Annotated in this window: 28 protein-coding genes; 7 read left to right on the plus strand and 21 right to left on the minus strand. The window is 67.4% G+C overall.

Annotated elements, in window-relative coordinates; genetic code table 11:
• The first annotated feature begins 50 nt into the window (after positions 1 to 50).
• A complete protein-coding gene (locus tag HDC31_RS10255) occupies positions 51 to 545 on the plus strand; it encodes a glutathione peroxidase (RefSeq protein ID WP_046749183.1) in 495 nt (164 codons plus the stop codon).
• A gap of 14 nt (positions 546 to 559) precedes the next feature.
• Here HDC31_RS10255 and HDC31_RS10260 read toward each other — a convergent pair whose 3' ends face one another.
• Positions 560 to 1,246: a DsbA family protein gene (locus tag HDC31_RS10260; RefSeq protein ID WP_058631369.1), complete on the minus strand. Its 687-nt coding sequence runs from the start codon at positions 1,244 to 1,246 to the stop codon at positions 560 to 562.
• 69 nt (positions 1,247 to 1,315) lie between these two features.
• On the opposite strand from HDC31_RS10260, the gene HDC31_RS10265 reads away from it, so the two are divergent.
• Entirely contained in the window at positions 1,316 to 1,927 is a 612-nt protein-coding gene (locus HDC31_RS10265; protein ID WP_058631370.1) for an AAA family ATPase, read from the plus strand.
• Here HDC31_RS10265 and HDC31_RS10270 read toward each other — a convergent pair.
• Both HDC31_RS10270 and recO read right to left on the minus strand, forming a co-directional pair.
• Positions 1,867 to 2,670, minus strand: coding sequence for an isoprenyl transferase (locus HDC31_RS10270; protein ID WP_058631371.1), 804 nt, complete (start codon positions 2,668 to 2,670; stop codon positions 1,867 to 1,869). The two genes, HDC31_RS10265 and HDC31_RS10270, sit on opposite strands and share 61 nt — an antisense overlap.
• Positions 2,667 to 3,410 (minus strand): DNA repair protein RecO, encoded by a 744-nt coding sequence (gene recO / locus HDC31_RS10275; protein ID WP_046749187.1) that lies wholly within the window; start codon positions 3,408 to 3,410, stop codon positions 2,667 to 2,669. The genes HDC31_RS10270 and recO overlap by 4 nt, the downstream gene beginning before the upstream one ends.
• A 34-nt stretch (positions 3,411 to 3,444) precedes the next feature.
• Between recO and HDC31_RS10280 the strand changes: the two genes are divergently transcribed.
• Entirely contained in the window at positions 3,445 to 4,137 is a 693-nt protein-coding gene (locus tag HDC31_RS10280; protein WP_046749188.1) for a trimeric intracellular cation channel family protein, read from the plus strand.
• A 5-nt stretch (positions 4,138 to 4,142) separates the two neighbouring features.
• On the opposite strand, the gene HDC31_RS10285 is transcribed toward HDC31_RS10280, so the two are convergent.
• Entirely contained in the window at positions 4,143 to 4,886 is a 744-nt protein-coding gene (locus tag HDC31_RS10285) for a TetR/AcrR family transcriptional regulator C-terminal domain-containing protein (RefSeq protein WP_113681130.1), read from the minus strand.
• A 67-nt stretch (positions 4,887 to 4,953) separates the two neighbouring features.
• Between HDC31_RS10285 and HDC31_RS10290 the strand changes: the two genes are divergently transcribed.
• Positions 4,954 to 5,334 (plus strand): VOC family protein, encoded by a 381-nt coding sequence (locus tag HDC31_RS10290; RefSeq protein WP_113681131.1) that lies wholly within the window; start codon positions 4,954 to 4,956, stop codon positions 5,332 to 5,334.
• 72 nt (positions 5,335 to 5,406) lie between these two features.
• On the opposite strand, the gene leuA is transcribed toward HDC31_RS10290, so the two are convergent.
• Positions 5,407 to 7,161 (minus strand): 2-isopropylmalate synthase, encoded by a 1,755-nt coding sequence (leuA, locus tag HDC31_RS10295; RefSeq protein ID WP_046749191.1) that lies wholly within the window; start codon positions 7,159 to 7,161, stop codon positions 5,407 to 5,409.
• 192 nt (positions 7,162 to 7,353) lie between these two features.
• Between leuA and HDC31_RS10300 the strand changes: the two genes are divergently transcribed.
• A complete protein-coding gene (locus HDC31_RS10300; RefSeq protein ID WP_113681132.1) occupies positions 7,354 to 8,001 on the plus strand; it encodes a hypothetical protein in 648 nt (215 codons plus the stop codon).
• Position 8,002: 1 nt separating this feature from the next.
• On the opposite strand, the gene HDC31_RS10305 is transcribed toward HDC31_RS10300, so the two are convergent.
• From HDC31_RS10305 to hrcA, 12 genes are all read right to left on the minus strand, one after another.
• Positions 8,003 to 8,956 carry an NADP-dependent oxidoreductase gene (locus HDC31_RS10305; protein ID WP_113681133.1) on the minus strand — a complete coding sequence of 318 codons (954 nt, stop codon included), beginning with the start codon at positions 8,954 to 8,956 and terminating at the stop codon, positions 8,003 to 8,005.
• Between the two features lie 13 nt (positions 8,957 to 8,969).
• Positions 8,970 to 9,443: a hypothetical protein gene (locus HDC31_RS10310; RefSeq protein ID WP_046749193.1), complete on the minus strand. Its 474-nt coding sequence runs from the start codon at positions 9,441 to 9,443 to the stop codon at positions 8,970 to 8,972.
• Positions 9,440 to 10,420 carry a hypothetical protein gene (locus HDC31_RS10315; protein ID WP_179516050.1) on the minus strand — a complete coding sequence of 327 codons (981 nt, stop codon included), beginning with the start codon at positions 10,418 to 10,420 and terminating at the stop codon, positions 9,440 to 9,442. The genes HDC31_RS10310 and HDC31_RS10315 overlap by 4 nt, the downstream gene beginning before the upstream one ends.
• Positions 10,413 to 10,940: an RNA polymerase sigma factor gene (locus tag HDC31_RS10320; protein ID WP_113681134.1), complete on the minus strand. Its 528-nt coding sequence runs from the start codon at positions 10,938 to 10,940 to the stop codon at positions 10,413 to 10,415. The genes HDC31_RS10315 and HDC31_RS10320 overlap by 8 nt, the downstream gene beginning before the upstream one ends.
• 54 nt (positions 10,941 to 10,994) lie before the next feature.
• Positions 10,995 to 11,891, minus strand: a complete 897-nt coding sequence (gene era, locus HDC31_RS10325) for a GTPase Era (RefSeq protein WP_046749411.1) — start codon at positions 11,889 to 11,891, stop codon at positions 10,995 to 10,997.
• Positions 11,884 to 13,179 (minus strand): hemolysin family protein, encoded by a 1,296-nt coding sequence (locus HDC31_RS10330; protein WP_046749196.1) that lies wholly within the window; start codon positions 13,177 to 13,179, stop codon positions 11,884 to 11,886. The genes era and HDC31_RS10330 overlap by 8 nt, the downstream gene beginning before the upstream one ends.
• A complete protein-coding gene (gene ybeY, locus HDC31_RS10335) occupies positions 13,176 to 13,634 on the minus strand; it encodes an rRNA maturation RNase YbeY (RefSeq protein WP_017202321.1) in 459 nt (152 codons plus the stop codon). The genes HDC31_RS10330 and ybeY overlap by 4 nt, the downstream gene beginning before the upstream one ends.
• Complete coding sequence (locus HDC31_RS10340) at positions 13,631 to 14,656, minus strand: PhoH family protein (protein WP_242868634.1); 1,026 nt, start codon at positions 14,654 to 14,656, stop codon at positions 13,631 to 13,633. The genes ybeY and HDC31_RS10340 overlap by 4 nt, the downstream gene beginning before the upstream one ends.
• Before the next feature lie 79 nt (positions 14,657 to 14,735).
• A complete protein-coding gene (locus HDC31_RS10345) occupies positions 14,736 to 15,086 on the minus strand; it encodes an HIT domain-containing protein (protein WP_113681135.1) in 351 nt (116 codons plus the stop codon).
• Between the two features lie 66 nt (positions 15,087 to 15,152).
• The gene (locus HDC31_RS10350) at positions 15,153 to 15,881 is read right to left on the minus strand and encodes a 16S rRNA (uracil(1498)-N(3))-methyltransferase (RefSeq protein ID WP_046749198.1); all 729 of its coding nucleotides are present in this window, start codon (positions 15,879 to 15,881) and stop codon (positions 15,153 to 15,155) included.
• A 2-nt stretch (positions 15,882 to 15,883) separates the two neighbouring features.
• Positions 15,884 to 16,999 (minus strand): molecular chaperone DnaJ, encoded by a 1,116-nt coding sequence (gene dnaJ, locus HDC31_RS10355; protein WP_061018470.1) that lies wholly within the window; start codon positions 16,997 to 16,999, stop codon positions 15,884 to 15,886.
• 36 nt (positions 17,000 to 17,035) lie between these two features.
• Complete coding sequence (hrcA, locus tag HDC31_RS10360; RefSeq protein ID WP_113681136.1) at positions 17,036 to 18,067, minus strand: heat-inducible transcriptional repressor HrcA; 1,032 nt, start codon at positions 18,065 to 18,067, stop codon at positions 17,036 to 17,038.
• A gap of 103 nt (positions 18,068 to 18,170) precedes the next feature.
• Between hrcA and HDC31_RS10365 the strand changes: the two genes are divergently transcribed.
• Positions 18,171 to 19,589, plus strand: a complete 1,419-nt coding sequence (locus HDC31_RS10365) for a carboxylesterase/lipase family protein (RefSeq protein WP_257022018.1) — start codon at positions 18,171 to 18,173, stop codon at positions 19,587 to 19,589.
• A 15-nt stretch (positions 19,590 to 19,604) separates the two neighbouring features.
• Here HDC31_RS10365 and hemW read toward each other — a convergent pair whose 3' ends face one another.
• From hemW to lepA, 4 genes are read right to left on the minus strand one after another with little or no spacing between them, the layout of a single operon-like run.
• Entirely contained in the window at positions 19,605 to 20,822 is a 1,218-nt protein-coding gene (hemW, locus tag HDC31_RS10370; RefSeq protein WP_113681137.1) for a radical SAM family heme chaperone HemW, read from the minus strand.
• Entirely contained in the window at positions 20,822 to 21,475 is a 654-nt protein-coding gene (locus HDC31_RS10375) for a DUF1990 family protein (protein WP_046749203.1), read from the minus strand. The genes hemW and HDC31_RS10375 overlap by 1 nt, the downstream gene beginning before the upstream one ends.
• Positions 21,476 to 21,530: 55 nt before the next feature.
• Complete coding sequence (locus HDC31_RS10380) at positions 21,531 to 22,004, minus strand: DUF1990 family protein (protein WP_113681138.1); 474 nt, start codon at positions 22,002 to 22,004, stop codon at positions 21,531 to 21,533.
• Between the two features lie 30 nt (positions 22,005 to 22,034).
• Positions 22,035 to 23,888 (minus strand): translation elongation factor 4, encoded by a 1,854-nt coding sequence (lepA, locus tag HDC31_RS10385; protein ID WP_058631387.1) that lies wholly within the window; start codon positions 23,886 to 23,888, stop codon positions 22,035 to 22,037.
• A 241-nt stretch (positions 23,889 to 24,129) separates the two neighbouring features.
• Here lepA and HDC31_RS10390 point away from each other — a divergent pair, with 241 nt between their 5' ends.
• Positions 24,130 to 25,113 (plus strand): ABC transporter permease, encoded by a 984-nt coding sequence (locus tag HDC31_RS10390; RefSeq protein WP_058631388.1) that lies wholly within the window; start codon positions 24,130 to 24,132, stop codon positions 25,111 to 25,113.
• Positions 25,114 to 25,115 lie beyond the last annotated feature (2 nt).

Raw genomic sequence — 25,115 nt, forward strand, 5'->3', positions numbered from 1 at the left:
ATTCTCCCAGACGCGGAGCCCGGAGGGATGCGGCGATCTAAGCTGTGCATATGACCGAATCCTCGCTCCGCACCATCCCGTTCACCGACGCGAAGGGCGAGGAGAAGACGCTCGACGATCTGGGCGCCGATGTGGTGCTCGTCGTAAACGTCGCGTCCAAGTGCGGGCTGACGCCGCAGTACGAGCAGCTCGAGGAACTGCAGCGTCTGTACGGCGATCGCGGATTCACCGTCGTCGGCTTCCCCTGCAATCAGTTCTTCGGTCAGGAGCCCGGCTCTGTCGACGACATCCTCGAGTTCTGCTCGACGACCTACGGCGTCACCTTCCCCGTCAACGACAAGGTCAAGGTCAACGGCAAGAACGCCGCCGAGCTGTACAAGGCGCTCAAGGAGACTCCCGACGCCGGTGGCAAAGCCGGGCGCGTGGAATGGAACTTCGAGAAGTTCCTCGTGCTGCCGGACGGGGACGTCCTGCGCTTCCGGCCGAAGCAGAAGCCGGACGCCCCCGAGATCGTCAGTGCGATCGAAGCGGCGCTGACCCGCTAGAGCGCGCCGGCCCGTCAGACGGCCGCGGTCTCCGGCTCGGCCTCTCCGCGCTTGGACCAGAGGTCGCGGAGAACGTTCTCGAACGCCGCGGGCGGTTGCGCGCCGCTGATGCCGTACTGGCCGTCGACGACAAAGAACGGCACGCCCTGGATTCCGTAGGCGCGGGCCTGCGCCTGGTCCTGACGCACGGCAGGCAGGTACTGCTCGCTCTCGAGTGCTGCGCGGGCACGGTCTGCGTCCAGCCCGACCTCGACAGCCAGCTCGACGAGATCATCGATGCGACCGACGTGCTTGCCCTCGGTGAAGTAGGCGGACATGAGCCGCTCTTCCATCTCGTGCTGCAGCCCCTCTGCCTTGGCGAAGTGCAGCAGCTCGTGCGCCTTCACCGTGTTCGTGTGCTGCAGCAGATCGAACCGGTACTCGAGGCCGGCGTTCGCCGCCACACCCGTCACGTTCGAGAGCATCTGCTCGACCTGCTCGCGCGGCATGCCCTTGTGGCCTGCGAGGAAGTCGATCTCGTCACCGTCGAAGTCGACGGGGGTGTCGGGCGAGAGCTCGAACGAGTGGAAGGTGATGTTGACCTGCGGTGCGTCCTCGTCGGCCGCGACCGCTTCGAGACCCTTCTCGAGGTTGCGCTTGCCGATGTAGCACCAGGGGCAGGCAATGTCGGACCAGATGTCGATGGAGATGGGTTCAGTCACACTGTTATGCAACCGCATGCACCTACGGGGTATTCCGAACCCGATCCGAGCCGCGGATAGGATTCTCGGATGCTCTCCGCCGAAGACCTGCTGCCCTCCGTCCCCGAGCGCGTGCTCGTCGCCGGCGTCTCAGGGTCCGGCAAGACCACGCTCGCCCGACGGCTGGCCCGCCTGTGGAACCTGCGCCATGTGGAGATCGACGGCCTGTTCCACGGCCCCGAGTGGACGCCGCGCCCCGAGTTCCTCGACGACGTGCGGGCCTTCGCAGCGGAGGAGCACTGGATCACCGAGTGGCAGTACACGAGCAAGGGAACGGACGACATCCTCCCCCCGCGCGCACAGCTCGCGATCTGGCTCGACTACCCGTACCGCGTGGTGCGAGGCCGCCTGATCCGGCGCACGCTGGCTCGAGGCGTGCTGCGGCTCGAGCTCTGGAACGGCAACCGCGAGAAGGGGCCGTGGACCATGTTCCGCCGTGATCCGGAGGAGAACATCCTCGCGTGGCAGGCAGCGACACTTCACAAGTGGACGGAGCGCTTCCCCGCGTTGCAGGAGCGCTTCCCGCACCTCACGATCGTCCGTCTCCGTCATCCGCGGGAGACGAGACGGTGGCTGCGTGCTCAGGCAGAGGCGTCGGGAACGTCGATCGCACCGCCGAAGCGACGGTCGCGCGACAGGTAGATCCCGATCGCCCGCCACAGCTCCTCGCGCGAGAAATCGGGCCAGAGCGTGTCGAGGAAGACCATCTCGGCGTATGCCGACTGCCACAGCAGGAAGTTCGAGGTACGTTGTTCGCCCGAGCTGCGCAGGAACAGATCGACGTCCGGCATGTCGGGGACGTACAGATGGCGGCGGATCATCTTCTCGGTGATCGCCTTGGGCTTCACGCGCCCTGCCGCGACATCGTCGGCGATCGCCCGCATGGCATCCACGAGTTCGACCCTGCCGCCGTAGTTGACGCACATCGTGAGCGTGAGCACGTCATTGTCGCGGGTCAGTCGCTCAGCGTGCTGCAACTCCTTGATGACGCTGCCCCACAGGCGCGGCTTGCGGCCGGCCCAGCGGATGCGCACACCCCATTCGTTGAGCTGATCGCGACGGCGGTGCAGGACGTCGCGGTTGTAACCCATGAGGAAGCGGACCTCTTCCGGCGAACGCGCCCAGTTCTCGGTCGAGAAGGCGTACACCGAGAGGTGCTTGACCCCCGCCTGGATCGCGCCGGCGACCACGTCGAGCAAGACCTCCTCCCCCGCCTTGTGCCCCTCGATGCGGTTGAGTCCCCGGCGGTTCGCCCACCGGCCGTTGCCGTCCATGACGATCGCCACGTGCTCGGGCACGGCCCGGAACGCGGGCGGGTACGAACCTGTCCAGTCCAGCGGTCGATAGGGGACGGCGTCCTTGTGCGTATAGGGCTTCGGGCTCACCGTGCTCCTTCTGAAGTGATGTCTGACACATGGGAGAGGGAGCGGATGCCGCGCTCCAGGTGCCATTGGGCGTACGCGGAGACAAGTCCCGAGGCTGCGGCGGTGTCGGCCGGCGCCGCTGCGTCGATCACGTCCCACTCCCCCGCGATGAGCGAACGGAGCAACGCCAGGGTCTTCTCTGCGACACGCGGGCTGCCTGCCGGGGCGCAGTTCTGGCAGACGAGCCCACCGAGCTGAGCGACGAATCGCGAGTGCGGCCCTGGGGTGCCGCAGCGGGCGCACTCGTCGAGCGATGGCGCCCAACCCGACAGCGACATCACCCGCAGCAGGTACGAGTCGAGGATGCTCCGTGCGACGTGCTCTCCCCGCGACAACGCCCGCAGCCCGCCGACGAGCAGCAGGTACTGATCGGGAGTGGCCTCCGCGTCGCTCAGACGGTCCGCCGTCTCCACCATGGCGTTGGCCGCAGTGAAGCGGTCGTAGTGTGCGGCGATGTCGGTGCCGTAAGAGCCGAGGGACTCGGCCTGCTGCACGATGTCGAGCGAGCGGCCCTGGTAGAGCTGCACGTCGGCGACCATGAACGGCTCGAGCCTGGCGCCGAACTTGGACGACGTCCGGCGCACTCCCTTCGCCACCGCGCGGACCTTGCCGTGCCGTCTCGACAGCATCGTGACGATGCGATCCGCCTCACCGAGTTTGTGGGTGCGCAGGATCACCGCTTCGTCTCGATAGGTGGGCACCCTTCGATTATCCTCCGTGCGCGAGAATGAACGGGTGACCGAACCGCTCTTCATCATTCCGCTCTGGGCGGACCTGCTCGGCGTCGGCCTCGGCGGAGTCCAGGGCGCGATGTTCGCATCGGGTTTCCAGGGTCAGAGACGGCTCGACTGGCTCGGGGTGGCCATCATCGGCATCATGATCGGGATGGGCGGTGGTCTGATCCGCGACATCCTGCTCGGGCAGACCCCCGCCACGCTGCAGAATCAGTGGTACCTGGTCACTGCGGCCGGCGCCGCGCTTCTGGGCATGCTGCTCGCCGGGCTCTTCACCCGCCTGAACACCGCCATCGTCGTCCTCGATGCCGTGGTGATCGGCATGTTCGGCGCCTTCGGCACGAGCAAGGCCCTCGCCTTCGGGATTCCCGAGGTGCCGGCGGTCTTCATCGGCGTCTGTGCCGCGGTCGGAGGAAGCGTGCTCCGCGACATGCTGATGGGCCTGCCGACCGCGATCATGCACGTCGGCTCGCTGTACGCGGTCGCTGCCGGAGCGGGGTGCACGTTCATCGTGATCGCCGTCGCACTCGGGATGCCGATTCCCCTCGCGGCGGTCATCGGCATCGTCGTGACGGCCGTGATCCGGATCCTCGCGGTGACGTTCGATGTCTCGCTCCCGGAGCAGCGCCGTCTCTACCGCCGTAAGGTCGCCGCGGAGACCGGCGCGATCGCGATCGTGAAACCTCAGGACTGACCGGTTCAGGTGCCGCGGAGGCGGTCCGCGCCGCGTACCATGCCGGCGAGTCCGTCGATCACTCGCTCGAGACCGAAGTCCCACGCCGTTCGAGCGTCGTAGGGAACGCCCATGGTTTCCCCCGCAGACTGACCCACCGCCCTGGCGAGCGGCATCTCCTCACCGAGGTAGGCCGCCAGACGCGGTGCGGCCTCTGCCCACGATGCCGCGAACGCCGCTGCCCGCTGCTCCTCGCGCATCCGAGCCGCCGCAGAGAGAGTGAAGTCCAGCACGAAGCTCAGCGCCGCGTCACGCTCCACGTCGCTGAGACCGAGGTCGTCGAAAGCATGGAGTTCCCGATCGTACTTGGCGATGGTGCCAGGGCCGAATGCGACACGGGGATCGTGGATGTCGATGAGCCATGGATGAGCGCGGAGGAGGTGCAGGTTGTCCTCGGCGACCGCCCGGACCGCCGCACGCCAGCCCGAGGCCTCCGCGGGCTCACTGCGAAGACTGGCGTGCATCGCATCCGCCATCAGCACGAGCAGGTCGGCACGGCTGTTGACGTGCGTGTAGATCGACATCGCGGTGAGGTCGAGGGACTGCGCCAGCGAGCGGATCGTCACCGCGCCGAGGCCGTCGGCGTCAGCCAGTGCGACGGCACGATCCACGACGTCATCCGCCGAGTGACGTGCCTTCGGCCCGCGCTGGCGGGTCACGGGAGCCGCGGGGCTGTGCCGCCAGAGCAGATCGACGAGATTCTTGGCCATCGGGGAATAGCCTAGACCGCTTCCGCCTTGACCTTGTACACTGTACAGACTTTTGGAATGGAGAACCGTGAACATCACTCAGACCGCCCTCTCGTTCAACGTCCCCGACGTGGCGGCCTCCGCCGCATTCGCCACGACGCACTTCGGCTTCGAGGAGGCAATGTCCGCGGACGGCTTCGTCTCGTTGCAGCACCCGGGGCCCGTCCCGAACATGATTTTCCTCCAGACCGGGCTCTCGACGTTCCGCCCACAAGAGATCGCCGGCTCCGCCGGTCAGGGAACCCTGATCGTCTTCGTCGTCGACGATATCGACCGGGAGTTCACCCGCATCGCCGACGCAGGCGCTCGTGTGGTCACCCCTCCGGAGACTGAACCCTGGGGTGAGCGCTATGGTCAGTTCGCCGACCCCAACGGCCTCATCTGGCAGCTGGTGCAGTGGGTGGGCTGACCTCTACCTCGAATCGCGCGATCGGTCCCCTCCTGTCGACGGACACGACCGATCGCGCGATTCGAACCGGGATCAGACGGTTGCCAGCTCCTGCTGACGCGTGCGGATCGAACGGTTCACACCCGAGACGATCGCCTTGAGCGATGCGGTGGAGATGTCTCCGTCGATGCCGACACCCCACAGGCGCTGGTCGCCGACCTGCAGTTCGACGTAGGCCGCGGCCTGCGCGTCTCCGCCGGCGCTGAGAGCGTGCTCGACGTAGTCGTAGACCGTGATGTCGAAGCCCTGTCCACGCAACACCTCGACGAACGCCGCGACCGGACCGTTGCCGTTGCCCGTGACGGACACCTGCTGATCGTCGTCGCGCAGCACCACGTCGAGTGCCACGTCACCCGACATGTCGCTCCGGGTCTGGGTCGCAAGCAGCTCGAAGCGCCCCCACTTGGCTGCGGTGTCGGCGGCGGGGAGGTACTCGTCGTTGAAGATCGACCAGATCTGCTCGCTGGTGACCTCGCCACCCTCGGCATCCGTCTTGGCCTGCACGACTCCGGAGAACTCGATCTGCAGCTTGCGGGGCAGATCGATCGCGTGGTCGGCCTTGAGCAGGTAGGCGACGCCACCCTTGCCGGACTGCGAGTTCACGCGGATCACGGCCTCATAGGAGCGACCGAGGTCCTTCGGGTCGATGGGCAGGTACGGCACCGCCCACTCGATCTCGTCCACCGTGACGCCCTGCGCCTCGGCCTTGGCCGCCATGGCCTCGAACCCCTTCTTGATCGCGTCCTGGTGGGAGCCGCTGAATGCCGTGAAGACGAGGTCACCCGCCCACGGGCTGCGCTCGGGCACCGGCAGCTGGTTGCAGTACTCGACCGTGCGCTTGACCTGGTCGATGTCGCTGAAGTCGATCTGCGGGTCGATGCCCTGCGTGAACATGTTGATCCCCAGCGCGACGAGGTCGACGTTGCCGGTGCGTTCACCGTTGCCGAACAGGCAGCCTTCGATACGGTCGGCTCCGGCCATGTATCCGAGCTCGGCGGCCGCGATCGCGGTGCCGCGGTCGTTGTGCGGGTGCAGCGACAGAATCACGTTCTCCCGGTGCGCGAGGTTGCGGCTCATCCACTCGATCGAGTCGGCATACACGTTCGGCGATGCCATCTCTACGGTCGCCGGGAGGTTGATGATGACCTTGCGGTCGGGCGTGGGCTCGAAGACCTCGATCACCTGGTTGCAGATGTCCACGGCGAACTCGAGCTCGGTCCCCGTGTAGCTCTCGGGCGAGTACTCGTAGTACACCTTCGTGTCGGGGATCGTCTTCTCGAACTCCCGGCACAGCCGGGCGCCCTCGAGTGCGATGTCGATGATGCCCTGCTTGTCGGTGCGGAAGACCACCTCGCGCTGCAGCACGCTCGTGGAGTTGTACAGGTGCACGATGGCCTGCTTCGCTCCCGCGATCGCCTCATAGGTGCGGGCGATCAGATGCTCGCGCGCCTGCGTCAGGACCTGGATCGTGACATCGTCGGGGATGAGGTTCTCCTCGATGAGCTGACGCACGAAGTCGAAGTCGGTCTGGCTCGCCGAGGGGAAGCCGACCTCGATCTCCTTGTACCCCATGCTGACGAGCAGCTCGAACATGACGCGCTTGCGCTCGGGCGACATCGGGTCGATGAGCGCCTGGTTGCCGTCGCGGAGGTCGACCGCGCACCAGCGGGGCGCCTCGGTGATGCGGGCATCGGGCCAGGTGCGGTCAGGCAGCTGGACGGTGATCTGCTCGTGGAACGGCCGGTACTTGTGGATCGGCATCGCGGACGGGCGCTGAGTGTTCTGCATGATGGGGCTTCTTCTCTTCGTCAGGTAAACGGGCCAACACAAGCGCCGCGACGAGGAAGGCCCTAGCTTTAGGACTCGTCGCGGCAGCTAAGAAGAAGCAGACCGCCGAAAGGCATGTGGTCATGCTAGCAGGGTTGACTCCGCCGATTCGACGGGTGTGAGACGTTTCCTTCGCTGTCGACACTCCCCGATATGAGCACATCGCCGCGTCGCCTGACCCTCGCCGTCGCCTCCGTCTTCGGCCTCCTGCTCCTGAGCGCCTGCACCTCCGGGCCCGGAGGCTCCGCGGCGCCGACGAGCACGTCTGCACCATCAGGGCAGGGGCTCGAAGACGTCCGGCCTGACCTCCCGGAAGGGCGCGTGATCGGCGTGGGCACGGTGCTCGATGTGGCGGGCGAGGTACAGCTATGTCTGGGAGCGATCATGGAATCGCATCCGCCCCAGTGCAGCGGAGTGCCTCTCGCCGGCTGGTCCTGGGCCGGACTCGAGGGCAGCGAGTCCAGCGGAGAGACCACCTGGGGCGCGTACGCCGTCTACGCGACCTACGACGGTGAACGGCTCACCAACACCGATCCACCGATCATGCTCGCGTTGTTCGACCCGATCCCAACGGAGGATCCGACGGGCGGCGTCGACGGCACCACACCGGCCGACGAGCTCACGAGGATCCAGGACGACATCGCCACGCGTCTCGGTGGAGAGGCGCTCACCGTCAGCACGGACCGCGGCTACGTCCGGCTCAGCGTCACGTGGGATGACGGTGCCATCCAGGAGGCCGCTGACGCGGAGTACGGTGACGGCGTCGTGATCGTGACCTCAGCGCTTCGGGAGATCGACTGAGCTACGGGATCAACGCGAGCTTGCCTCCGGGGTGACCCGTGGCGAGAAGTCGGTGGGCCGCGCGTGCCTCGAAGAGCGGAAACGTGCGGGCCAGGGGAACGACGAGATCGCCGTTCTGCGCCAGAGCGATCAACTCGCTGCGGACCTCATCCCGGAAACGTGCGCTCTCGGGCATGGAGCCGGCGATGGCGAGGATGCCGTCGGCCGTCGCGCGGTCAGCCGCGGCGATGGTCACGATCCGCCGACGATCGCCTACCAGTTCGAGCGATGCATCCACCGCTTCGTGCGTCCCCACGGCGTCCAATGCCGCAGCGATCGGCCCGTCCGCCAGAGCGCGCACACGTGCGGCGAGCCCCGAGCCGTAGCGCACCGGGAGCCCTCCGAATCGTCGCACCTCGTCGAACCGGGACTCGCTCGCCGTTCCGATGACGCGTATGCCGCGCAGGCGTGCCTGCTGCAGCACGCTCGCACCGACAGCACCGGAGGCACCGTGGAGCAGGATCGTCTCCCCCGGCGCCGCACCGGTGACGGCGAGCATCTCCGCGGCAGTCGTACCCACGAGGAGCAGGTTCGCCGCCTCCGGATGCGTCAGGGTGGAGGGCTTCGCGAAGACCTTCTCAGCCGGGACGGTGACCGCGGTCGCATAGCCGCCTCGCACGCGGAAGGCGATGACCTCGTCGCCGATGTCGACAGCGCCCGAACCGATGCGGGTACCCTGGCCGATGGCCGCGACCTCTCCCGAGACCTCGTACCCGATCGGCACCGGCAGCTCGATGCCCGGTCGGGCAGCAGCGACATGTTTCGCATCAGCGGGGTTCACCCCGGCGGCGAGGACGCGAATGGTGACCATGCCGTGCTCCGGAGCCGGAATGTCGTGCTCGACGAACTCCCAGAGGTCGGGCGAACCCCACCCCGCGGCGACCCAGTGCCGCGCTCGAGAGACCACCGCCGTCATCGCTCGGACCTGCTCAGAGGACGCAGCGGAGGTTGTTGACCGTGCCTGCGAGGTTCGCCCAGCTTCCCGCGTTGACGGTGGTAACCGTGGTGCTGCCGTTTCGCGCCTGCACGTGGCCGGAGCTCCGCGCATTGGCGACCGACTTCGCGATGAACGTGGAGGGAATCGTGTTGACGCTGCACACGCTGAACGTGAGCTTGTTGCCGCCGAGCGACCCGGCGCTGTAGGCGCAGAACCGATCGGTCGCACAGCTCCCGACCGAACGCGCCGACCGGAGCGCGATGGTCCCGATCGCGAGTTCCATGCCGAGCGCGGGCCACGCCGCATGCGTCGAATCGATGATCACACCGCCGGGCACTTCCTCGAGCATCGCGATGATCTCGGGAGCGACGGCGTCGTCGCCCTCCAGAGCAGCCTGCGCCGGTGCCGCACTGAGAAGCAGTATTGCGCTCAGCATCGTCGCAGCGACGATAACCCTCGGCCTCATCTGATCTCCTCCTCATCGAGGTCCCACATCTGATACGAGATGATCGAACCGGCGGCGAAGACGTCGTCTGCGATCAACACGGTGCGTTCGACGCCCACGATCCTGCCGGTGTCACGGGAGACCAGGATCAGATCGCTGGCGGCGCCATCCGGCGATATGACCCTGACGCCGTTCACTTCCCGCCCCAGACGGTCCTTCGTCATCCCGAGCGCTTCCCCGCCCTGCGCCTCCTCGAGGAGCGCGAGCAGCTCGCGGTGCTGCGCGTTCGTCAGCGTCCACTGGTCGAGGACCGACGTGAAAGCCACCTCGACGTCGTACGCCGTCGGGTTCTCCGGCATGCCGAAGGCACGGAGGATGGCGATCATGTCCTGACGCGTCTCGCCCGGCACGTCCGTCCAGGGGGTGTAGAAATCGCCCGGCGCCATGACGAGGTCGGTGACGACCTCCCCACTGCTGGTCACCTCGGCGGCGTTGCTCGCCACCGCGTCCTCCGGATCGTAGGGGACGCCGGCGACGATCGTCATCCGGCCCGAGCCGTCCGGTTCCCACGTGAGCGTGGAGAGCTGCGGGACGACCTTGCTGACCTTCGCCTCGACCTCGACCGAGAACCCCCAGAAGGCGGTCCGCACGGCGCGCTCCGGCGCTGCGGGTCCGGTCGGATCGGCGAGAGCCGCGTCCGCGTCATCCACCGTCTGCGCGACCGTGGTCGAGCCTTCGAAGTCGAGAGGCGATGGCATCCCGGCCACCGCGGCGCCCTGGGGCGAGAAGACGGCGAAGGCCAGGGCGGTGGATGCGGCGACCGCCGTCAGCCCGGAGGCCCAGCCGATCGCCCGCCGACGTCTCCTGCGAGGCGCCGCACTCGTGCGGAGGATCCGATCCCTGGTCGCGAGAGCCCGGGCATCGGGTGCCGCCTCACGCGGCGTCGGTGCGGGATCGGCGTCGATCAGCATCCGTTCGAGTACGGCATCGTCAATCATCACCCGTTATCAGCCCCTCCAGACCCAGCTCCGCACGCAGGCGTTCCCGCGCACGTCCCAGCGACTTCCGCACCCGGAACTCGGAAGTGCGCGACAACTCCGCGATCTCCCCCACCGTGAGTCCGTCCCAGTACGTGAGCATGATGATACGCCTCTGGCGGGGAGTGAGGACAGCCAAAGCCCGCATGACCGCCACCCTGCCGACAGGATCGGGTTCACCTTCCTCGCCGGAGACGCCGAGACGCACGGCATCGAACACACCGTGCGGTGCTGACGTACGACCGGAGCGGGCACCCAGTCGCCGATCAGCTGCCCGCAGAAGCCAGACCCGACTCGGCGGACGGGCAGGGCGCAGCTTCGTCCAGGCGAGCAGGAAGACCTCCGAGACGATCTCGGTGACCTCGGCCTCGGCGCCGACCACGCCCTCGATGTGGTGTCGAACGGCTGCCCAGTGTTCGTCGAACACCCGGCTGAAGACCTCGTCGCGCAGCGGATTCGGGTCTTCGCTGCGGCCGCTCATGTCGTCGGGGTCGGCGGCCTTCCCGCCGCCATCGACGTAGTGCCGGATGTCATTTCAGAACCCGAGTCTGCCGAGCTGTTTCGGGTCGCGCTGCCACTCCTTCGCGACCTTCACATGCAACCCGAGGAAGACGCGCGTCCCCAGCAGTTCCTCGATGCCCGCACGCGCTCGCGCGCCCACCTCGCTGAGACGCTTGCCCTTATGCCCGATGATGATCGCCTTCTGGCTGTCACGCTCCACGACGATGGATGCGTGCACGTCGGTGAGGTCGGTGCCCTCCCTCGGCGCGATGTCGTCGATGACGACGGCGATCGAATGCGGAAGCTCGTCGCGCACGCCCTCGAGAGCGGCCTCGCGGATCATCTCGGCGATCCGGTCCTCCTGCGACTCGTCGGTCGTGATGCCCTCCGGGTACAGCGCGGGCCCCTTCGGCATCAGCGTCAGGATCTCGTCCGACAGCACGTCGAGCTGCTCGCGGGTGAGGGCGGACAGCGGGACGACCGCGGCCCAGTCCTCGCGCAGCGAATCGACCTCCAGCAAACGCTCCGTGACCTCGTCACGGCCGGCCGCATCCATCTTGGTCACGATCGCGATCTTCTTCGCGCGCGGGTACCCGTCGAGGGATGCCGCGATCCGCCTGTCCCCCGGGCCCACCTTCTCATTCGCAGGAACGCAGAATCCGATGACGTCGACGTCGCCCAGCACCTGCTCCACGAGGTCGTTCAGCCGCTCGCCGAGCAGCGTGCGCGGCTTGTGGATCCCCGGGGTGTCCACGATGACGAGCTGCCCCTCCGGGCGATTGACGATGCCGCGGATAGCGCGACGTGTCGTCTGCGGCTTCTCGCTCGTGATCGCGATCTTCTCGCCGACGAGGGCGTTCGTGAGCGTCGACTTCCCGACGTTGGGGCGGCCGACGAAGGTCACGAAACCGCTTCGGGTGTCGTCAGTCATCGTCTCGATCTCCTTCATCCTGCGAAGCGTCGGGTTCCCCCGCCGCACGTTCCACGAACACCGTCGCGATACCTCGTCCACGCCCCCGCGATGCACCGCCGGTGAGCACCAGACCTTCCACGGTCGCCGTGGCGCCGGGCTGGGGAACCTGTCCCAGCGCCTTCCCGAGCAGACCGCCGATCGAATCCACGTCCTCGTCCTCGAGCTCGAGCCCGAACAGATCGCCGACGTCTTCGAGCGAGAGGCGAGCACTCACGCGGTATCGTCCGTGACCGAGATCGACGAACTCCGCCGATACCTGATCGTACTCGTCGGAGATCTCGCCGACGAGTTCCTCGATGAGGTCCTCGAGAGTCACGAGACCCGAGATCCCGCCGTGCTCATCGATCACCAGACAGACGTGCACGGCATCGCGCTTCATCTGCTGCAGGAGGGTCTCCGCTCGCATCGATTCGGGGACGAAGGTCGCCGGCCTCGCGATCGGACGGATCGACGCCGCGCGCCACGCACTGTCGTCGCGGTAGGCGAACTGCACGAGATCCTTGAGGTACAGCACTCCCACCACGTCATCGGCCTCGTCGTCGACGACGGGCATCCGGGACACGCCGCGGTTCAGGAAGAGTGCCATCGCCTCGTCGGTGGTCGCCGTGGCATCGACCGTCACCATCTCGGTGCGCGGCACCATCACGGCGCGGACGAACTGGTCGGTGAAGTCGAAGACGGAGTGGATGAGGTCGCGGTCGTCCTCTTCGATGAGATCGTTCGACGCTGCCTCGTCGACCATGCTCAGCAGCTGATCCTCGCTGGTGAAGGAGCTGCGCCCCGTGCCGGGGGTGACCCGGTTTCCCAGCAGGACCAGGCCTTGCGCGAGGGGGCCGAGGATGATGCGGAGCCCGCGCACGATCGACGCGGTGCCGCGGATCATGCCCTCGGCGTGCTGACGCCCGAACGACCGCGGGCTCGCCCCCACGAGCACGAAGGTGATCGCCGTCATGAGCACCGCGGCGGCGAGCATCGCCCACCAGTTGTTCTCGATCAGGATGGTGAAGGCGACCGTCACGAGCACGGCTGCCGTCACCTCTGCGAGGACGCGGATGAACGCCACCGCGTTCACGTGGGCGTCGAGATCTGAGGCGATACGCTCCAGTGCCCTGGCCCTGCGGCCCTCGGTCGCCATGTCGGCGAGTCCGGCACGCGAGGTCACCCCGTACGCCGCATCGATCGCGGCCATGAGACCGCCGAACGCCACCAGCAGCACGGCGGCGATCAGGAGGAGAACAGCAGTCATCGTCGGCGTTCAGCAGCCGCGAAACCCTGGATCAGCTCCTTCTGCAGTCCGAACATCTCACGCTCCTCGTCGGGCTCGGCGTGATCGAAGCCGAGGAGGTGGAGCAGACCGTGGGTCGTGAGCAGGATGAGCTCATCCATCAGGGTGTGTCCTGCCGCCTGCGCCTGCGTCTCGGCCACCTGGGGGCAGAGCACGATGTCGCCGAGCAGGCCGGGGGCGGTCGGACGGTCTTCGGTCCCGGGGCGCAGCTCATCCATCGGGAAGCTCAGCACGTCGGTGGGGCCGGGCTCGTCCATCCACTGCACGTGAAGCGCCTCCATGGCGCCCTCGTCGACGAGGACGATGGCCACCTCGGCGTCAGGGCTGACGTGCAGCTGCGCGAGATTGAAATCGGTCAGTCGCTGCAGCACGGTCTCGTCGACGTCGATGGCCGACTCGTTGTTGATCTCGATCATGAGAGTCCTCGTTTCGGGGCGCGATCACGCGGTCCAGGTCGTTGTGCTCCCCGGCGATCGGCACGGTTGGCGAACTCCGCCGCCTGCTCGCGCTCGAATCGCGCTGCGGTGCGCTTCTCGTCGTACTCGCTGTACGCGTCGACGATGCGTCCGACCAGCGAGTGCCGTACCACGTCGTCGCTGGTGAGACGGGAGAAATGGATGTCGTCGATGCCGTCGAGCACTCGGGTCACCAGGCGGAGCCCCGACGACCCCTGCGGAAGGTCGACCTGCGTGATATCGCCCGTGACGACCATCCGCGTGCCGAAACCGAGACGCGTGAGGAACATCTTCATCTGTTCCGGCGTGGTGTTCTGAGCCTCGTCGAGGACGACGAACGAGTCGTTGAGGGTGCGCCCGCGCATGTAGGCGAGGGGTGCCACCTCGATCGTGCCGGTCGCCATCAGGCGAGGGACGATCTCGGGGTCCATCATCTCGTTGAGAGCGTCGTACAGCGGGCGGAGGTATGGATCGATCTTGTCGGTGAGCGTGCCGGGGAGGAAGCCGAGCCGCTCTCCCGCTTCGACCGCGGGGCGCGTGAGGATGATCCTGGTGACCTCCTTGCGCTGGAGCGCCTGGACGGCCTTGGCCATCGCGAGGTAGGTCTTGCCCGTACCGGCCGGACCGATGCCGAACACGATCGTGTTCTCCTCGATCGCGTCCACGTACTCCTTCTGCCCGAGGGTCTTCGGACGGATCACCTTGCCGCGCGTGGTCAGGATCGCCTCGCCGAGAACCTCGCTGGGGCGCGGTCCTCCTTCCTGGCGCAGCATCCGCGCGGAACTGGACACGTCGCTCGGTGCCAGGTCCTGCCCGGCCTTCGTCATGGCGAGCAGCTCCTCGACCAGCGCCCTCGCCTTCGCGACCGCATCGGTGTCACCGCTGAGTGTGATCTCGTTGCCGCGGACGAGCACCTGCACATCGCGGTGCTCACGCTCCAGCATCCGCAGCAGCCGGTCCTGCGGTCCGAGCAGCTGCACCATGGCGACGCCGTCCGCGTAGATCTTCTCGACCGCCTCAGGAGGCCGGCCGCCCAGGCTCCGCTCCTGGGGCTCGTGGTTCTCAGGCACCGACACTCTTCTCAGTCAATCCGCCGGCCAGCACGTGCGCGTGGACGTGGAAAACGGTCTGTCCGGCGTTCGCGCCGGTGTTGAAGACGAGGCGGAAGTCGCCGTCCTCCGTGTGCTCCGCCGCGAGCTCGCCCGCGAAAGCGACCATCTCGGCGAGCAGAGAGGGATCTGCGGCCGCGACCTCGACGATATCTCGATACTCTGCCGACTTCGGCACCACGAGCAGATGCACGGGCGCCTGCGGGGCGATGTCGCGCAGCGCGAACAGCCGGTCGGTCTCGCCGATGATCTCGGCAGGGATCTCCCCGTTCAGAATGCGCGTGAAGATCGAGGGTTCCGTCATACCGTCAAGTCTACTGACCGGAGCGTGACGACGACCTCGGGCCCGTCCCGTGCCGGTCGGGCGGGGTCACCATCGACCGAGTGCCACCGACAGCACGGCGATCGCGGCCGGGCCCGCCGTCGAGGTACGGAGCACCGTCTCGCCGAGGAGCACACGCTCTGCCCCCGCCTCCGTCAGGTGACGCAGCTCCTCGTCGGAGATCCCGCCTTCCGGTCCGACCACGAGCACCAGGTCGCGTCCGTCCGGCTCGATCTCCGACAGTCGCGTGGGCGCCGTCGGGTCGAGCAGCAGGAGGCGCTGCGAGGCCGCGCGCTCCCTGAGCTGAGCCGTCGAGACGGGTGATGCGACAGCGGGCACCCAGGCGCGGTGGGCTTGCTTGGCGGCCTCGCGGACGATCGTCGCCCAGCGCTCCCGTCCCTTCACCGCCTTCGGGCCCTCCCACCGCGAGACGCTACGACTCGCCTGCCAGGGGACGATCTCGTCGACGCCGAGTTCGCACGCCGCCTGCACGGCGAGCTCATCGCGGTCTCCTTTCGCGAGCGCCTGTACCAGAACGACCCGAGGCGTCGGAGCGGGGTGCTCGACGCGCTCCGCGACACGGACCTCCACTCGGGAGGGAGACACCTCCTCTGCCACACCGGTCAGCCACACGCCCGCGCCGTCGCCCACGGTGACAGCCTCGCCGACGCGAAGACGACGGACGACGGCCGCGTGCTTGGCTTCGGCTCCGGTCAACGACACCAGGTCGTCGACTCGGGCATCCGTCGACGATTCGACGAGGAAGTGCAGTGCCATGATCAGTGGCTGCGGAAGCGGTCGCGGAGCTTCGAGAAGAGTCCCTGCTGGAACTGGGCGAGCTGGGGCTCCGGGGACTTCGCCTTCTTCGCGAAGTCCTCGATCAGCGCACGCTGCGCGGAGTCCAGTCGAGTCGGTGTCAGCACCTGGACGCCGACCCGCAGATCGCCGCGCTGCGTGCCGCGGAGCGGGGTGATGCCCCGTCCCTTGATCGTGAGCACGTCCCCGGACTGCACACCGGGACGGATCTCGAGGTCCACCTCGCCGTCGAGTGCCTGGATCTTGGTCTCGGTACCGAGGATCGCGTCGGTCATCGACACCTCGAGGGTCGCGAGCAGGTCGTCTCCCTCGCGGCTGAACGCCGCGTGCGGGTTGACGGTCACCTCGACGTACAGGTCACCGTTCGGTCCGCCCGCCTTGCCGACCTCACCGGAACCGGGAAGCTGCAGGCGGAGCCCCGTCTCGACACCGGCGGGGATGTCGAGCGACACCGTTCTGCGCGAACGCACGCGACCCTGCCCCCCGCAGGTGCCGCAGGGATACGGGATGGTCGTGCCGTAGCCCTCGCAGGTGCCGCAGGGCTGAGAGGTGACCACGTTGCCGAGCAGGCTGCGCACCTGCCGCTGCACGTGGCCGGAGCCGCCGCAGATGTCGCACGTGACCGGCGAGGTGCCCTCCTGACAGCACGACCCCTGACACGTCTCGCACAGCACGGCGGTGTCGACCTCGATGTCCCGATGCGCCCCGAACACGACGTCGCCGAGGTCGAGCGTGACCCGGACGAGGGCGTCCTGGCCCCGCTCCCGACGCGACCGCGGACGCGCACCGCGCCCTCCCCCTTGAGAAGCACCGAAGAACGTCTCGAAGATGTCGCCGAAACCGCCGAAGCCGCCGAAGTTCCCCGCGGCGCCGTCTCCGCCGCCCATGTCGTAGCGCCGGCGTGACTCGTCGTCGCTGAGGACGTCGTACGCATGCGTGACGAGCTTGAACTTCTCCGCAGCGTCGTCCCCGGGGTTCACATCCGGGTGCAGCTGCCGGGCAAGGCGTCGGTACGCCTTCTTGATCTCATCGGTGGAAGCGTCCCGGGACACCCCGAGAACCTCATAGTGGTCCGCCACAATCGCCTTTCTGCGTGTGTTCTCGTGGCGACCGCGTCAGCGGCCGGCCTCGTCTTCGTCGAGCATCCGCGACAGGTAGCGGGCCACGGCCCGCGCTGCGGCGAGATTGCTCGGGTAGTCCATGCGCGTCGGCCCCATCACGCCGACTCGCGCCGTGCCGCTGGGGGCGGCGTAGTTGCTGGCCACGATCGACGCCTCACCGAGGCCGAAGGGGGCGTTCTCGGTGCCGATGCTGGCCGCGAGACCCTGCTCGTCGGTCACCATCTCGCTCATCAGTCGCAGCAGCGTCACCTGCTCCTCGATCGCCTCGAGAAGCGGATGGATGCTCCCGCGGAAGTCCTGTTCCCGACGCGCGAGGGTGGCCGCCCCCGCCATCACCAGACGTTCCTGACGGAAGCTGCCGAGCTCGTCGACGACGACGCCGGCGAGCGTGCGGAGCACCGCGTCCTGAGGCTTGTCCTCCGCCCCGAGCAGCAGCTGAAGACGGTCGGATGCCTCACCGATGCCCTGTCCGGTGATCAACGACGACAGGCGTGCACGCAGCACCGCGAGGTCGGACTCGTCGATGATCTCCGGCAGGGGGGCGATCCGCTGTGACACGCCGCCGGCATCGGTGACCAGCACGATCAGCAGCCGGTTCGGTGCCAGGGCCACCAGTTCGACATGCGTCACGTGCGCACGCGCGAACGACGGATACTGTGCGAGCGCGACCTGACCCGTCAGCTGCGTCAGCACCCGCACCGTGCGCACCATCAGGTCGTCGAGATCGGCCGGTTCGCCCAGGAACGACTCGATCGCCGAGCGCTGTGCCGAAGAGAGCGGGCGCAACTGGGCGAGATGATTCACGAAGACGCGGTAGCCCTTGTCTGTGGGAACCCTTCCCGACGAGGTGTGCGGAGCGGTGATCAGCTCTTCATCCTCGAGCAGCGCCATGTCGTTTCGGATCGTGGCGGCCGAGACGCCGAAGGAATGCCTGTCGACGATCGACCGGCTGCCGACGGGTTCGTGGGTCTCGACGTAGTCCTGCACGATCGCGCGGAGAACCTGCAGCCCTCGCTCTGTGACCATCGCCCTTCCCTTCCGCTGGCACTCGGACGTTCAGAGTGCCAATCCTACCCCGTGCAGCTGCGGGTTCTCCGTACCGCGGACCGACGACTCTAGGATGACGCTCATGACCTCCTCCCCGCATGCCACCCTGTCGACCGGCATCGTTCGTGGCGTCGAGGAGGCGGGGATCGTCCGCTACCTCGGCATCCCGTATGCCATGGCGCCGTTCGGCGAGCACAGGTTCCGCGAGCCGCAGCCTGTCGCGACCTGGGACGGCGTGCGCGACGCACTGGAGTTCGGCCCCACTCCGCCTCAGGTTCCGTATGCGGGCGCCATCGGCGAGCTGCTCGGCTCGGTGCGGATCGACGGAGACGACATCCTCACGGCGAACGTCTGGGCCCCGCCCGACGCCTCCGGCGCCCCCGTGCTGCTCTGGATCCACGGCGGCGCGCTCGAACGCGGCACCGCCGCTCTTCCGCTCTATGACGGCGCGGTCTTCGCGCAGGCGGGAATCGTCTTCGTGTCGATCAACTACCGACTCGGCTCGGAGGGGTTCTCCGTCTTGGAGGGCGCCCCACGGAACCTCGGCCTGCGCGATGCGGCCGCGGCCCTCGAGTGGGTGCACCGTGAGGTCGCCGCTCTCGGCGGCGACCCGACACGGATAACGGCGATGGGCGAGTCCGCCGGTGGAGCCATCGTCGCCGGGCTCCTCGCTCGGGCGGACTCCCGCGCACTCATCAGTCGCGCCATCATCGAGTCCGGACCACTCCAGGCGCAGACTCCGAAGAAGGCCGGACGTGTGACGGCTCGACTCGCGAAGCGACTCGGAGTACGAGCCGACCGCGTCTCTTTCGCCGCTCTGACGCCCGAGAAGCTGTTGGACGCACGGAGAGCTCAATCCGCCGGATCGTCTCCCCTCGGCGGGGCTCCGGCGTTCCAGTTGGCGATCGACCCCGAGAGCCTTCCCCGGTCACCGCATGAGGTGCTTCGCGAGATCGATACGCCGCTACTCATCGGGAGCAACACCGACGAGTATCGGCTCTGGTTCCCACCGGAGGTGCTGGCAGGCATCGGAGAGTTCAAGCTGCAAGCCGCGCGACTGCTCTCCCGCATCCCTCGACGTGCGGTGGCGGCCTATCGATCCGCGTTCCCCGACGCCGGCGCTGGAGAGATCCTGGGGCAGCTCGTCACGGACGTGATGCTGCGTGCTCCGTTGAGCCGGGTGGCAGCCGCGCGTCCGGAGAAGACGCACGTCTACGAGTTCGCCTGGCCGAGTCCCGTCCGCGATCTCCGCGCGGCACACGCGCTCGAGCTCGGGTTCGTGTTCGATCGCCTCGATGACGAGGAAGCCGCGCGTCTGGCAGGTCCCGACGCTCCGCGTGATCTCGCCGCCGAGATGAACGCGTCGTGGGTCGGGTTCGTGACGTCGGGCGATCCTGGCTGGCCGGCCTACGGTGACGATCGCCTCACGCGGGTGTTCGACGCCAGGAGCACGACGGTGCCCCAGAGGCGTGCGGCGGCGATGGATCTGCTCCCCGGGTGACGGACGCTTCAGCCTTCAGTCGGTCAGTTCGCGGACGACGGCATCGGCGAGCAGGCGACCGCGTAGCGTCAGCTGCACGCGCCCTTGAAGCGCTGCGAGTGGTTCGACGAGACCGTCGGCGATGAGTCCGGCGACCCTGCTCCTGTTCGCCCTCGGGACTTCGTCGATCGCGATCCCCTCGCGGATGCGGCTGAGCAGCAGGATCCGCTCGAGCGTGCGCGAGTCGTCGTCCGGACGCTCCGTGCCTGCTGCCGGCGACTCGGATGCGGCAAGGCGCTGGGCGTACGCCGCGGGGTGCTTCACGTTCCACCAGCGCAGACCGGCCACGTGGCTGTGCGCTCCGGGACCGAAGCCCCACCAGTCGTTCCCCCGCCAATACGCGAGGTTGTGTCGGGAGCGACGATCGGGCGTGCGCGCCCAGTTGCTCACCTCGTACCAGTCGAAGCCGCCGGCAGCGAGTCGGCCGTCGGCGAGCTCGTACATGTCGGCCTGGAGATCGTCGTCGGGGGTCGGCACCTCCCCGCGGCGGATCTGACGCGCGAGCTTGGTTCCGTCTTCGATGATGAGCGCGTAGGCCGAGATGTGGTCCGGCTCCAGCGCGAGTGCGGCATCGAGCGACGCCTGCCAGTCGGCGAGGGACTCCCCCGGTGCGCCGTAGATCAGGTCCACGCTCACGGCAAGGCCCGCATCCTTCGCGGCGGCGACGGCCGTGCGCACGTTCTCCGGGCGGTGCGTGCGATCGAGGGCGGCGAGCACGTGGGGAACGGCAGACTGCATGCCGACCGACATCCTCGTGACTCCTGCTCGTGCCAAGGTGTGCGCCACTTCGGGCGTCACCGTGTCGGGGTTCGCCTCGACCGTGACCTCCGCGCCCGCTGCCAGGCCGAACGCATCTGTCGCCGCTCCGAGCATGCGTGCGAGGTCGCCGGCGGGGAGAAGCGTGGGAGTACCGCCGCCGAAGAACACGGTGTCCATCGGCCGCAGCGCTCCCGCGTCATCCAGCACTCGACGAGCGAGGGCGATCTCCGCGATCAACGTCGACGCGTAGTCCTCCTGCTTCGCCCCGCGCAGCTCGGTCGAGGTGTACGTGTTGAAGTCGCAGTAGCCGCAGCGCACGGTGCAGAACGGGATGTGCAGGTAGGCGGAGAACGGCACATGCTCATCGATCCGAAGATCTGCGGGCAAGCGTCCGTCCGCCGGGGCGGGGTCTCCGAGAGGAAGTGGTCCCGCCATCAGACGGGAGTCGCGTACAGCGGGGAGATCGCCCGAAGATAGCGCGCGAAGAGCTCGCGGCGGCGACGCTTCACGAGAGCGGGGATCGTGCGGTAGAGCAGGCCGTTCGGCGCGTCGAAGGCGCGCACGGTGAACCACACCTCGTCGTTGTCTTCACGCCAGTCAACGTCGAACGACTCTTCTCCGCTGACCACCGATCCGCCGACGGTTCCGAGGACGAACCCGACACGACGGGTCTCCTCCGTGACGGAGATCACGCGGAGCTCGGAGTCGGCGCGCATGCCCGCGACGCGCCCGCGGAGGTGCAGGGTCATCCCCGCGCCGACGAACGGCATGCCCTCCGCGTCGTAGCGCTGCTCGACGTCGCGCTTGCTCGGAGCGATCGGGTTGCCCTCGGCGTCGAAGCTCACGCCCGCATAGGCAGGTCCCGGTGCGGGGCGCACGTCTTCGACCGTCAGGCCGGCAGCGCGCTGTGCCGTCCACGACAGAAGCGCTTCGCCGGCGGTCTGGAAGCGTTCGATCCCGCTGCCGATCCGCCAGGATTCCTCCGCCGGGATGCTGCGCTCCGGCGGGTACTGCATCAGATCCGGAGCATGGGTCGCACCCACGGCCGCATAGTCCACCGTGTCGTCTCGGAAAGTCCCGCGCCGCATGACTTCCACCCTACTTCGGGTTACCTGAGCGAACACCCCCACGCGCCGCGGAGCGTCACATCGTGGCTCGGCGCGAGACCGACGACGCCCCCGCCTCATCCTGAACGATGCGGACATACCGGTCGTGCGTGGCTCGCTGCAGCAGCAGGAGCGCCGGCGCCAGCAATCGCCAGAACCACGTCGAAGGACGCGAGACCGATCGCGCGACGAAAACGCCGTGCTCGTCGATCAGGAACGACTCCTCGCCGTAGATCGGATGCCCAGGACGGGTTTCGTAGCCGAAGCCGTTCTCATCCGCCCATACGACCCGTACGGGCTCCACGAATCGAATACCGAGCAGACGCTTCGCGAGCACGCCCTCGACGCCTGCGGCAGGCGCACCGACAGGGACTTCGAATCCCGCACGGCGCTTGAAATCCCACGAGCTCACCAGCGCGGCGACCGCAGTTCGCGCGGCAGGGCCGACGACCGTTGAACGCTCGGAGAGGCGCATCCCCTTCGGCACCGCGCGGATCGGGCCGCGCGTCATCCCCCGCTCATACGCCGGGAACGGCACCGGTTACTTCTTTTCCTTGCCTTCGACATCGCCGGAGAGCGCAGCGATGAACGCCTCCTGCGGCACCTCGACACGGCCCACCATCTTCATGCGCTTCTTGCCCTCCTTCTGCTTCTCGAGGAGCTTGCGCTTGCGGGTGATGTCACCGCCGTAGCACTTGGCCAGCACGTCCTTGCGGATCGCGCGGATCGTCTCGCGGGCGATGATGCGTGCGCCGATCGCGGCCTGGATCGGCACCTCGAACTGCTGGCGAGGGATGAGCTTGCGCAGCCGCTCCGCCATCATCGTGCCGTAGGCGTAGGCCTTGTCGCGGTGCACGATCGAACTGAAGGCATCGACCTTCTCCCCCTGCAGGAGGATGTCGACCTTCACCAGGTCGGCTTCCTGCTGCCCTGAGGGCTCGTAGTCGAGCGACGCATACCCCTGGGTCTTCGACTTCAGCTGATCGAAGAAGTCGAAGACGATCTCGCCGAGCGGCATGTTGTAGCGCAGCTCGACGCGCTCCTCGGAGAAGTACTCCATGCCGAGCAACGTGCCTCGACGCGACTGGCACAGCTCCATGACGGTGCCGACGTAGTCCTTGGGCAACAGGATGGCCGCCTTGACCATGGGCTCCGACACCGAGCCGATGCGCCCATCGGGGTACTCGCTCGGGTTCGTGACGGTGACGGTCTCGCCGGTGTCGCTCGTGAGCACCTCGTAGATCACGCTGGGCGCCGTGGTGATGAGATCGAGTCCGAACTCCCGCGCAAGACGCTCGGTCACGATCTCCAGGTGCAGGAGTCCGAGGAAGCCGCAGCGGAATCCGAACCCGAGGGCGACCGAGGTCTCCGGCTCGTACTGCAGGGAGGCATCGGAGAGCTTCAGCTTGTCCAGGGCCTCGCGGAGCTCCGCATAGTCGCTCCCGTCGATCGGGTAGATGCCCGAGAACACCATCGGTTTCGGGTCGGTGTATCCGGGGAGCGCTTCGGATGCGGGCTTGCGGGCGTTCGTGATCGTGTCGCCGACCTTGGAGAGACGGACGTCCTTCACGCCGGTGATGAGGTAGCCGACCTCACCGACCCCGAGCCCCTTGGTGGGAGTCGGTTCCGGGCTGGACACGCCGACCTCGAGAGCCTCGTGGTTCGCGCCTGTCGACATCATCTGGATGCGCTCGCGGGGTGACAGGCTGCCGTCGATCATGCGGACGTACGTGACGACGCCGCGGTACGCGTCATAGACCGAGTCGAAGATCATGGCGCGGGCCGGAGCATCCGCGTCACCCCTCGGCGCCGGGATCTCCTGGACGAGCCTGTCGAGCAGGTCCTCCACGCCGGCGCCGGTCTTACCGGAGACCCGCAGCACATCCTCCGGCTTCCCGCCGATGAGGGAGGCCAGCTCCTTCGCGTACTTCTCCGGGTCGGCCGCCGGGAGGTCGATCTTGTTCAGCACCGGGATGATGTGGAGATCGTTCTCGAGCGCGAGGTACAGGTTGGCGAGGGTCTGCGCTTCGATGCCCTGTGCGGCGTCGACGAGCAGGATCGCTCCCTCGCAGGCGGCGAGGGACCGGGACACCTCGTACGTGAAGTCGACGTGACCCGGGGTGTCGATCATGTTCAACGCGACGGTCTGCCCATCCAGCTCCCAGGGCATCCTGACCGCCTGGCTCTTGATGGTGATGCCGCGCTCACGCTCGATGTCCATACGGTCGAGGTACTGCGCGCGCATGTCGCGATCCGAGACGACGCCCGTGATCTGGAGCATGCGGTCGGCGAGCGTCGACTTGCCGTGGTCGATGTGGGCGATGATGCAGAAATTACGGATCTGCGCAGCCGGCGTCGCAGCAGGCTGAAGAGGAGTGAGAGCGCGTGGGGACATGTCCACTCGATTGTACGGTCAGGCGAGGCTAATCCCCGATTCGGCCATACCGGTGATAGTCTCCCGAAGTTGCCAGGGAAAATCCGTGACACCGGATCCCGCAAGCGATAAGACTCCGTCATACACCCCGTGATGGTCGTCGCGTCGCAGAGTTCGGTGGATGGCGATTGTGTATCCAACTGACTCAGCGTTGCGTCGGCAGATCCCGAGCGCGTCTGTAGAAGAGAAAGACTTACCCCCCTTGATCAAGTACCTCTTGCGCCGAGCACTCGGCTGGCTGCTCATGATCGTGGTCGCCACGAACCTCACGTTCTTCCTGGCGTGGGGCTTCCTCGATCCGCGCAGCAACTATGTCGGGCGCCGACCTCCGCTCACCCCGGAGCAGATCGACAACGTCCTGATCCCACGCAACCTCAGCGACAGCGTTCCGCTCATGGAGCGCTGGTGGAACTGGTTCAGCAGCATCCTGTTCCGGTGGGACTGGGGCCTGAGCCCCACGGGCCAGTCGGTCAACGAACAGGTGTCTTACCGCATGTGGGTCAGCGCCGAACTCGTGCTCGGTGCGACGATCATCGCCGCGCTGCTCGGTATCTGGCTCGGTGTCTACACGGCCTCACGCCAGTACAAGCTCGCCGACCGCATCGGGCAGGCGACATCGATCATCACGATGAACCTGAACATCATCGTGGCCGGTCTCGGCGTGGTCCTCCTCGCGATCTCGCTCAACGAGTGGACCGGGGTGCGGATCTTCTACGTCACCGGTTCATCGAGTCCCGGCGTGACCGGATTCTTCCCCGTCATCATCGACACCCTGCAGCACCTGACACTTCCCACGATCGCGCTCGTGATCGTCGGCTACGCCCAGTACCACTTCCTGCAGCGGTCGCTCCTGCTCGACAACATCAACGCCGACTACGTGCGCACCGCCCGCGCCAAGGGCCTCACGAAGGCGCAAGCCGTCCGCAAGCACGCGCTTCGCACCTCGCTCATCCCGGTCGCGACACAGGTCGCCTTCACGATCCCCACGATCTTCACCGGCGCGATCCTGACCGAGCAGATCTTCGCCTGGCAGGGCATGGGCCGGTACTTCCTCGACACCATCAACCAGAACGACATCAACGGCGTGGTGGCCGTCGCCGCCTTCGGCGCCGTGCTGACCGCGATCGGCGCAGTGCTCGCCGACATCGTCGTCGTCGTCCTCGACCCGCGAGTGAGGGTGAGCTGACC

The sequence above is a fragment of the Microbacterium sp. JAI119 genome (assembly GCF_013410135.1).
Lineage (GTDB): Bacteria > Actinomycetota > Actinomycetes > Actinomycetales > Microbacteriaceae > Microbacterium > Microbacterium oxydans.